Origin of the sequence: Selenomonas sp. AE3005, from assembly GCF_000686945.1 — a bacterium.
GTDB lineage: Bacteria > Bacillota > Negativicutes > Selenomonadales > Selenomonadaceae > Selenomonas_A.
This window is the reverse complement of sequence record NZ_KK366040.1, coordinates 262,077-271,578: the sequence shown is the minus strand read 5'-3', so window position 1 is coordinate 271,578 and position 9,502 is coordinate 262,077. Positions and strand designations below refer to the sequence as shown.

At 46.0% G+C, this 9,502-nt stretch carries 6 protein-coding genes; 1 reads left to right on the top strand and 5 read right to left on the bottom strand.

What is annotated here, in order from left to right:
* Nucleotides 1-101: 101 nt before the first annotated feature.
* The 4 genes from cas2 to DL94_RS0112900 all read right to left on the bottom strand — a co-directional run bounded on the left by cas2 (nucleotide 102) and on the right by DL94_RS0112900 (nucleotide 7,417).
* Nucleotides 102-413: a CRISPR-associated endonuclease Cas2 gene (gene cas2, locus DL94_RS0112915; protein ID WP_028130520.1), complete on the bottom strand. Its 312-nt coding sequence runs from the start codon at nucleotides 411-413 to the stop codon at nucleotides 102-104.
* 4 nt (nucleotides 414-417) lie between these two features.
* Nucleotides 418-1,308 (bottom strand): type II CRISPR-associated endonuclease Cas1, encoded by an 891-nt coding sequence (gene cas1, locus DL94_RS0112910; protein WP_037371889.1) that lies wholly within the window; start codon nucleotides 1,306-1,308, stop codon nucleotides 418-420.
* Nucleotides 1,286-4,582, bottom strand: coding sequence for a type II CRISPR RNA-guided endonuclease Cas9 (gene cas9, locus DL94_RS14945; RefSeq protein ID WP_037371887.1), 3,297 nt, complete (start codon nucleotides 4,580-4,582; stop codon nucleotides 1,286-1,288). The genes cas1 and cas9 overlap by 23 nt, the downstream gene beginning before the upstream one ends.
* Before the next feature lie 288 nt (nucleotides 4,583-4,870).
* Entirely contained in the window at nucleotides 4,871-7,417 is a 2,547-nt protein-coding gene (locus tag DL94_RS0112900) for an autotransporter outer membrane beta-barrel domain-containing protein (protein WP_028130518.1), read from the bottom strand.
* Nucleotides 7,418-7,606: 189 nt separating this feature from the next.
* Here DL94_RS0112900 and DL94_RS0112895 point away from each other — a divergent pair, with 189 nt between their 5' ends.
* On the top strand, nucleotides 7,607-8,944 hold the full coding sequence (locus tag DL94_RS0112895) for an MFS transporter (RefSeq protein ID WP_028130517.1): 1,338 nt from the start codon (nucleotides 7,607-7,609) through the stop codon (nucleotides 8,942-8,944).
* 77 nt (nucleotides 8,945-9,021) lie between these two features.
* On the opposite strand, the gene DL94_RS0112890 is transcribed toward DL94_RS0112895, so the two are convergent.
* Nucleotides 9,022-9,501 (bottom strand): NUDIX hydrolase, encoded by a 480-nt coding sequence (locus tag DL94_RS0112890; RefSeq protein ID WP_028130516.1) that lies wholly within the window; start codon nucleotides 9,499-9,501, stop codon nucleotides 9,022-9,024.
* Nucleotide 9,502: the final 1 nt, after the last annotated feature.

Below are 9,502 nucleotides of genomic sequence, written 5' to 3'. Positions count from 1 at the left end.
GTTGTAATTCCCTATTAAACCTCGCTATGGTACAATCTTATCACCCAAAGAGCCTTGATTTTCTTCGGAAAATCAAGGCTCTTTTTTGTAAAAAACAAGATTTAGAAACTCAAAACTTGCTGGTTAGCTGCGTTTTTATCAAAATCTGCATTTTTCGCACCACACATTATCTTCATGGCCTCATATTGTTTTTCTGTAATCATTATTGCCCTAACAGAACCTGCTGACGGTATATGATTTTGCAGTCTTGCCAAATGCTTATGTGCGGCTTCATTACCATTGCATATACGAATATATACGGAAAACTGCATCATATAGTACCCATCGTTTAGCAAAAACTTACGAAACTTTGCTGCTGCCTTTCGCTCATTCGCTGATGTAACCGGCAGGTCAAACATAACCAACAGACGCATAAAGCTACTCATAAGTATGGCAGTTTAAGGGAAGTAGTTGTGGCAGCTCCACCAGCTTCCCATTATCCTGATACCAACGTGCTAATCCTTGAACAACACTCTCCACCGCATTATTCACACGAACACACTCCTTTCCTAACAGTATCTTGGTCGACAACAGCCCAATCAAATCCTGCCGGATGTCCTTTGGCAATTCACCTTCAGGCATTCCCGTATGCCGACTAACATACAAGTCCACCACAGGACGAAAAGGCTCTATTAAATCATCCGCCAAATTAAACGCATTTGTTTCGCTATGATGATGAATACCCAAACACGGCTCAAAACCATAGCCTGCCAAGTACCGTGCAATCGAGGAACGTAAAACTGCATAACCATAATCAAGCATACTATTGATTATATTCATTTCATGACGAACAAAGTTTTCCCCAAACAATGTCTTAAAATATCTTGCCGCAGCGGCTGCTTCTACATTCCCCTTGTCCCCGGACTGGACATTGCCAGCCAACACTGAAACATTGTCCTTTTTCCCTGCTAAATACAAGCACCGTCCCTGATTCTCTATTTTTCGCTGTACAATCCGTTTCCACAATTGTTTCATTGCTGGCTTAGCCTGTCCCATCTGATACTTTATCATCCGCAACCTACGCGAATAAGCGCCAAAAGGCAGTAGAATTCCTTCCGGCATATAGTTTGCACCACATATTAGCACCGAACTACCATTTGCAGTCAATGCATCTAAACAACTCACCGTAATACTGCTTTCCCTATTGGCAATCATCAATGTATCAATATCCTCTATAGGGAAATGATGTATCTCGCCATTATCCACATATAACTGGAAATTTCGCTGATATATCTTGGCCCTTGAATCAATCATAAGATGCTGATACATATTGCCCACGCCTCCTGTGAGGATCCTTCTTCATTTGTCCAAATCCGTGCCGTTGCTCTAATGGAGCTTCACTTACTTGCCCCAATACATCTACCTGCATTTTTTTCAACTTTCCAATCGTTTTTACTCCCATTCCTCTTTTGGTGTAGGTATTATCATGATTGCAAACGGTCAAACTTGCTGTAGAGCTATCTGTTCCTTGATAATATGTCAAAACTTCTCGTGTTCTAAAAATCGGAGGCAGCGTAGTAATTTCCCCACGCTTTTCGTTAACCTTCATATCCATTTCTTTTGCAGAACTTACTAGTAATAAATCATCCTTATATAAAGAAAATTTAAATTCTTCCGGTTTCATTACCACCCAGTCCACATACGATTTATTTCGCGTCACTGCCTTTAATGGCAATTCTTCTTTCACTGTATCTGCAGCATAAACAGGCACAAGATAATACCCTTTTCCTTTACCTTCGGCACGATAGAATATATCGACACGCACCATGCTATCATTATCAGCTACACCCCTGCCACCGTTCACACCTACCTGCAACACTGATTTAGACGCAATCTTCACTGTCCTAACCAATGGGCCAGTAGTGCCATCAGCCCTAGGCTTATAAAATGGTTCAGCAAAGGCCTTTGGAGCATTACCATTAAAGGCCTGCAATCTTGCTAATAATGCCTGATACAGCAAAGTATCTGACGTTGGGTTGAAATACCCCTCTATTGCCGTTTTATCCTTCGTCAATTTCAAGTCCGATAATTTTTTCTTTACTACCGCCACCCCTTCATTTAGATGCTTTGCACTGCGAATTGTTTCTTCATGCGCTGCCGCTCGTACTTTTCGACGCGGCATTCGTGAAACAAATATAGGTTTAACTGCTTGAAGTTCCTCCTCTGTATAATTTTCCAGATGCATTCTACGCAAATTATCTGCAGGACTATCACTTGTTCTAGCCTCCAGTTCCTTCCTAAACCCTGGCCATGGTTCTGGAAAAGGCTCTTTTGCAGAAATATCCCACAACTCTCGTGCTTTGCTGTATTGTTCTATTATATTGACCATACCTTGCGTCACACAGGCAATTATTACCGCATCTACTGCATGATGCAAGTCTCCGTTTGCGCGAATTTTATTTATCCCTAGTCTCTTCCGCACATAAGCAGTTACACTGCCATTTACCGCTAACACATGACGCTTGCGCTCACTCATAAAAGTGCTAAACTCCAAATGCTGCCGTAACAAGTTATAAACAAACCTGCTGATATATTTTGTATCATTAAGATGGCGATCCTTCCACTCATTTTCCTCACTATGGAAGTTTTTACGCAGTAAATTCTGCCGCTTACGTAAATCTCTTATAAAAGTATTAACCCAGCACACAAAAGCATTCAGCTTTTCTTCCTTGCCAGCCATATACTCCAACGGCGTATGATTACCCTTATGCCGGTTTTCTCCGGCCAGCACCAATACTTTATTAGCATAGCTATCATCAAAGGATCGACTATAAGGCAGAATATGGTCTACCTCCGCATACTTGCCATCATGCAGTAAACGCTCAACATCAAAAGGCTTTTGGCTATAAGCGCAAACGCCTTGCTGTTCTTTATACAATTTCCATTTGACAATATCCAAGCCATTTGGCTGCAACAGGCCATTTTCGCGCAATTCCTGTATTATCCTCTCATTGGCCTTGCGATTATTTTCTATTTTATTCTGCATTTCCTTACGATCTTGGAAACTACGCGCCATTTCCCTTGCCAGTTCAACATGTATTTCCACCGGGCTGCCATAACGCCTTATCAGTGCATTCAACACCTTGATTGTCTGTGATATTGATCTTCGCACAACAGGATTTGGTATTTCACGTACTTCTTCCATCGCTCCAGACAGGATTTTTTGTCTGGAGCCATTATATCCCGAAGGTTCATAACCTGTTGCCCTACAAGCAGCATCATAAGTCATGCCTTGCTCCAAATATGGTATAATATTGCGGCATGCTTTTATGGAGATATGACCGAACTTCCGGAACGGTTTCAAATTTGCCAGTAATATACTACATACTTCTTCCGCAATGCCATTATTTATTAAGTACGAATGCAAATTCCCCTCGTTCTTGAACACCGAAAAAGCATAGCCGATAACATCCAACTCATCCTGCGACAGTTTTTTTATATAATCCTTTTCAAGTTTGTCTAAAGCCTTGCGCACCTCGTGATATGCTGCCACAAAGCCAAATTTTTTCTTTTTCTCTGTTTCGATATAATCCTTGGTATAGTACAAATCATTGAATCGCTCAGACTCCTGCAACCCCAACGCCTTACGCAAATGTGCATATGTCAAGGACGGAGATTGCCAAGCTAATTGTTCCAATTGTCGGCGTTCCTCATTCGTAAGACTGCGCGTTATACCATTGGCCGTAATTCTTATATGGCTAAGTTTTTCCAACAAAGTAAACCGCATAAATGAAAAACTTGCTTTGGGCGCACGTTTTTCTCCTGCCGCCCGTTCCAATGTGCAAACACCAATCATTCGTTCAATAAGGTTTCCCCCATAAGGACTATTGCCTCCCGGGCCTTCATCAAAATTACGTTGTGATGAAAATATATGTACATATTTTTCTTCAAAAGTCTCCGATGCATGCTTATTATTCCACGCTCGCTGTGCCGCGAACAACTGCTTTATCTCTGATAGCAACATATCTCTGCTGACTGTCATTTGATAATCTGCAGCCTTGTTACGCTTGTGAGCTTGAAATTTTACATCTTTATACAACATTTCCCCCACTGTACGATAGCAGGTCAATAATTCTGCATTTGCTTTGAGGGCATCCTTTACCTGTCCTTCATCATCATTTTCTGCTTCTGCCAACCTATTTGATTTAAAACCGCGATGTTTAGTAAAATACAATAATACCCTTGCCCATTCATCTGATGTGAGCTTGCGTTCCAAACCTTCACACCGAACTGCATATATATCCGTCATCGGCTTTTCATAAAGAGCTGCTAATGCTGCTTTATCCAATACTCCCTCTCGAACCAACAGACTGCGCAACCTGTCCAAACGATGACGGCGTCGACGCAGTCTACGACGCATTCCTCGCGCCTTACGGCGTGGAGATGCCAATGATTCACCTGACTTTGCCTGCTCTGCCTCAGGAAAAATCCGAGAATTCATATCCAAAATCCGATATGGTTCATCCTTATCGTTCAAAGCCAATGCTGCCCAACCTACCGAGGCAATACCAATATCTAATCCCAAAACATATCGCTGTTCCATATCTATTCTCCCTATCTCAATTATATTTATAAAAAGATAACGGCTTGCCGTAAGGCAAGCCGTTAGAGCTTTGCGGTGCTAGCTAACAGCTAGACCTTATTGTAATAACCTAATATACCTCGCTATGATACAATAAGTAATTACAGATATATTATAGAATAAATGGATTATTCTGTCAACATATTAACCATGGTTATCACTTTTATATTATACCATCACTAAAACGAGGGGCTGCGGCATAAGTTGAAAAGTACTTATGCCGCAGCCCCTTTAGTCTGTGTATTTCTTTTAGAATGCCCAGCTTAATTTCAGCCGTCCCGTTATACCTGTCTGTTTGCCGGTCCAGCCGGTCAGCCCCACATCGGCAGTCATATTGGTCTTGTCAGGCTTTACCTGCCAGCCGATTTCTGCCATGTAGCTGCTGCCTTTAAGCGACGGTGCCGGTGTGCAGAGGCCGTCATGGGTGGCTTTGGCCTCACCATTAAATTCGTACTGATAGGCCAGGCCTGCGTAAATCTTGCTGCGCGCATTGGTCGCATGATAATATCTGGCGCCCAGGCGCAGGCGATGGCTGTCCACGCTGTTGAAATTATAAACCTCGTTGTTCAAATTGCTATGGACAGTTACCTCGTCACCACTGGTACGGCTGTAGAAATATTTTATGTAGGCGTCAACCGTGTCCGTGGGATTAACTTTATAGATTTTGCCCAGGCCCAAATGACCGGCAATGTAGCTGCCGCCAAGGTCATAATCAGCAGTAAGGCCGGAGGCCAAATCGCCCCTGTAATCGGAACTAAACCGGCCGAACCGCAAATCGCCTTCATAGTATAAGCCGTCATGATTCCGCTGACGGGCAAATCCACCGGCACCAACATAGTGTCCGGTGCCCCAGCCATGAACGCCGTTGTCCAGATAGCTGTCATAATTGCCCCGGCCATATTCTAAAATCGGCCCTACAAACAAACTGCCGTTACGGTTTTTGATTTCCTTGGTCAGCCCCAGATTAGCATAGAAGGCTTTGAGGTCCGTGGACGAACCGGTGTCTAATTCCAACGAACCGCCGCCAATGGCCACAAAAGGAACCAGGCGGCCATAGACAACGGATATTTCCGGGTCAAGGGCTACCGCCTCGGCCTCCTCCATACCATGCGCCGTCAAAAAATCAGAACCGCCATTAAGCAAAGCCGTCACAGCCGTACTGGTTTCCGTAAGCGACTTAGTACGCTCCGGCAGGGTACTTTCATGAACAACGGGTTCGGCTGTAAACGTAACAACAATGGCCTGTGTTCCCTCTCTCAATGTATTATAAGAATAAATACTATCCGTGGATATACCTGTAGTTACCGTATATTTTTCCGCCTCCGGCAGCACCGTGCCATTGGTAGAAAGACCTGCCGCATCACGTATAAGCGTAACTTTATCTCCCACATTCATATTAAATTCTGCCTGCGGAGTCCAGGTAATAGTGGTATTATCCAGATTTGTTCCCGTTCCTCCGTCAACAGTGAGCATAGTGTCCCCGTTACTTGTTCCGGCAGGAAGATAAAAATTCATATTCTTTATATTGCCGGTTATGGATTTGACATAGTTGCCTTTTGTGTAGACATTGAGGTTCTGGATGGTGTCACCTTCAAGGGTGGCGTTGGGGAGAATGGCAGTGCCGAGGAAGTTGACGGTGTTGTCTGCGGAAGTTTTGCCCGCGCCTGCTTTGCCGCCATAAATGCTTCCGTTGATGTTGTCCTTTAATGTGTAGAGGTTGACAGTGTTGCCGGTGGCATTGCCGCCGTCAGCGATTCCCCCTGCGACCATAGCGAGCCCCCAGATATCATCGCCGAGAGTGCCGCCATGAATATTGACGGTATTATTGTAGGCATCGCCACTTCTAGTTTGTCCGCCTGCTACCGTGGTATAGATAGTGCCGCCAGAAATATTGACGATATTGTCATAGGCATTGCCCTTGTTGGTGGCAGTAGGTTCGATAAAACCGCCGTAGGCGCCATCTACAATTACGCCGCCTTTGATGGTCAGTGTATTTTTCTTCACAGTTCCGTTTGCGTTATAACCACCTGAAGTCATAAAGGTTGAGCCGCCATTTATAATGGTATTGTTCAGCTCAACTGTGCCTGAAGTGCTGCCTCCGCCAGCGATATTGGCAACATTTCCGTTGCTGTTTAGTATGGCGGTATTGTTTATTGCCTTGTAGGTAGCAGAATATCCAGCCGTGACCTTGCCGTTAACAAAACCATTGATTATGACCTTGTTCTCTTCAACATCGCCACTTTCGCTGTGGCCACCGTAAACTTCGTGGCTTACTAATCCTTGTGATATTTCAGTTCCTTCTATTTCGACGATGTTATGCTTGGCAGGGCCACGCTCTGTCCAGCCACCATACACATATTCTCCAACATTGCCTGTTGATTTAATAGTAACACGGTTATGATTAGCGCTGCCGTTATAATTTGTTTTACCGCCTGCTGCAATACCATAAACGTCATCAGGAGCCTCCCCTGCAACCGTTACGGTATTGTAGTCGGCGTTTTGGCCGTCTGTGCTTTGTCCACCATATACTTGTTTAACAGAGTGACCTTCTGCTATGGTAATGCTGTTGTTACTGGCATTTCCATCATGATTTGTAGGAGTCGTGCCAGTATGATTTCCGTAAACAATGTCATTACTGTAAGTATCTTCATCTATCGTAGTCTCCTGCGCCACAGCCGCCGCAGGCAAAATCCCTTGCCCTCCGCCTATAGATATAAGTGCTGCCATAATACATCTGGTAGCCTGGCAGCTGCTTTTATTTCTGAGCCGCTTTCTGGCCTTTCTTGTTGTTCTCATAATCTATTCACTTCCTTTCTCCAACTTACTTCTTAATTTGTTCTATAAAGGTGCGATTTAATCCTTCATGTCTTTTCAATTTTATCATCTCTTTTGCAGTTATATCATGTAACAAAAGGGTATTTTACTCTTTTGTCAAACTAATATCAATAGTATACTTAGAAAAACGTAAACATAGGAGCCATCGCCATGGAATATAGAATACTTTTTACCATCATGCTTACCTCCTTCCTTACGCCTTTCACCGGCAGTGCCTTAAATCTGGCATTGCCTTCGCTGGGCGCGGAATATGGGGCAAGTCCGGCAGCTTTGGGCTGGGTGCTGGGCAGTTTTTTACTGGCCGCCATCGTTGTCCTGCTGCCCTTTGGCAAACTGGCAGACCGCTATGGCAAGCGGCGTTTTTTCATCATGGGCAACGGAATTTTTGCCCTGACCTCCTTTTTGGCCATCTTCGCCCCGAGTCTGCCCTGGCTGATTGCCGCCCGGGCCGCGCAAGGTCTGGGCTCGGCCATGACCTTTGCCACTTCCATGTCCATTCTGACCTTGGTGATTCCCAAAGAACGCCGGGGCTGGGCTATGGGCTGGAATGTGGCCGTGGTATATACAGGACTCACCTTAGGGCCGGCTGTCGGCGGTTTTCTCAACCATTATTACGGCTGGCAAAGTATTTTCATCCTGCTGACCATCCTCGGTGCACTCGCCTTTGGCACCGCCCGTCATACCTTGCAGGACGAATGGTACGCCGACAGCAGTCCGGACTGGGACAAAAAAGGCGCCCTCCTGTACGGTGGCGCCATCATGCTCATTATTTACGGCTTGTCCCAGCTGCTCAGTCAGCCGGCCGCCCCCTTGCTGTTAACTGGCGGCCTGCTGCTGTTTGGTGTATTCCTGCGCTATGAACTACGTACAGAAAATCCCTTGCTGCCCGTAAACCTGCTGTTCAGCAACCGGCCTTTTTCCCTGTCCTGCCTGGCGGCACTGCTCAACTACTGTGCCACCTTTGCCACCAGCCTGCTGCTCTCCCTGTACCTGCAGGCCATTCTGGGACTAACATCGCACAGTGCCGGAATTATTCTGCTGGCCCAGCCCGTCCTCATGGCCGCGCTGTCACCTATCATGGGGCGGCTGTCCGATAAGTACGCCCCCACCAAACTGGCAGCCCTGGGACAATCTGTCATCACCGCCGGCCTTATCGGCTTTGCCCTGACCGTCCATACCCTCTCCCTCTATCTGCTCATTCCCATGCTGATGATTACCGGCACAGGCTTTGCCCTGTTCGCCGCCCCCAACAACAACGCCATCATGAGTTCCGTGGAAAAACAGCACTACGGTCTGGCCACCAGCCTGCTCAGCACCACAAGATTATTCGGCCAGGTGCTCAGTGTCGCCATGATGAACTTAATCCTCTCCCTATCCTGGCACGGCCTTGCCCCACAGGCGGCCCTGCTGCAAAATCTGGAAATTGCCCTGCTTATTTTCGCCCTCTGCGCCGGGCTCGGCGTAATTCCGGCCAGAGTTAGAAAATAGAAACATATAAAAAACAGCCCGTGATGGAGTGATGTTTTTCCCGAAGGAAAAATATTACCCCGTCACGGGCGTTCTTTTTAGTTAATTATGTCCTTGCCGTCCAGCACAGCCTCCACCAGTTCTTCGCCCACATACCGCAGTTTCAGCGAAAAATGCGGCCGTTCGGCAGCCATAAGGCGGAAGAAGATTTTATCCCCCTCCCACAGGGGCAGGTCATAGACTTTATCCTTGTCAATCCACTCCAGCACGCCCTCGTTGCAATCACCGATTTTCCCCTCATAACCTGTGGCGGTATACAGGAACATGTATTCCGTCTGCCACTTGTCCGAAATAAAGGTGATAATCCCGCGCTGGCGGTAATCCGTAAGTTTAAGGCCGGTTTCCTCCCGGGCCTCGCGCAGCAGGCACTCCTCCGGGGATTCGTCACCTTCAAAGTGACCGCCAATCCCCACCCATTTATCCTTATTGATATCATGTTCCTTCTTCACCCGGTGCATCATCAGATACTTGCCTTCTTTTTCGATATAGCACAACGTGGTGAGATTCGACTTTGACATG

What these genes read in the sequence shown, in the direction of transcription:
- cas2 (WP_028130520.1), bottom strand. Translation starts at nt 413, where the DNA reads ATGCGTCTGTTGGTTATGTTTGACCTGCCGGTTACATCAGCGAATGAG.
- cas1 (WP_037371889.1), bottom strand. Translation starts at nt 1,308, where the DNA reads ATGTATCAGCATCTTATGATTGATTCAAGGGCCAAGATATATCAGCGA.
- cas9 (WP_037371887.1), bottom strand. Translation starts at nt 4,582, where the DNA reads ATGGAACAGCGATATGTTTTGGGATTAGATATTGGTATTGCCTCGGTA.
- DL94_RS0112900 (WP_028130518.1), bottom strand. Translation starts at nt 7,417, where the DNA reads ATGAGAACAACAAGAAAGGCCAGAAAGCGGCTCAGAAATAAAAGCAGC.
- DL94_RS0112895 (WP_028130517.1), top strand. Translation starts at nt 7,607, where the DNA reads ATGGAATATAGAATACTTTTTACCATCATGCTTACCTCCTTCCTTACG.
- DL94_RS0112890 (WP_028130516.1), bottom strand. Translation starts at nt 9,501, where the DNA reads ATGTCAAAGTCGAATCTCACCACGTTGTGCTATATCGAAAAAGAAGGC.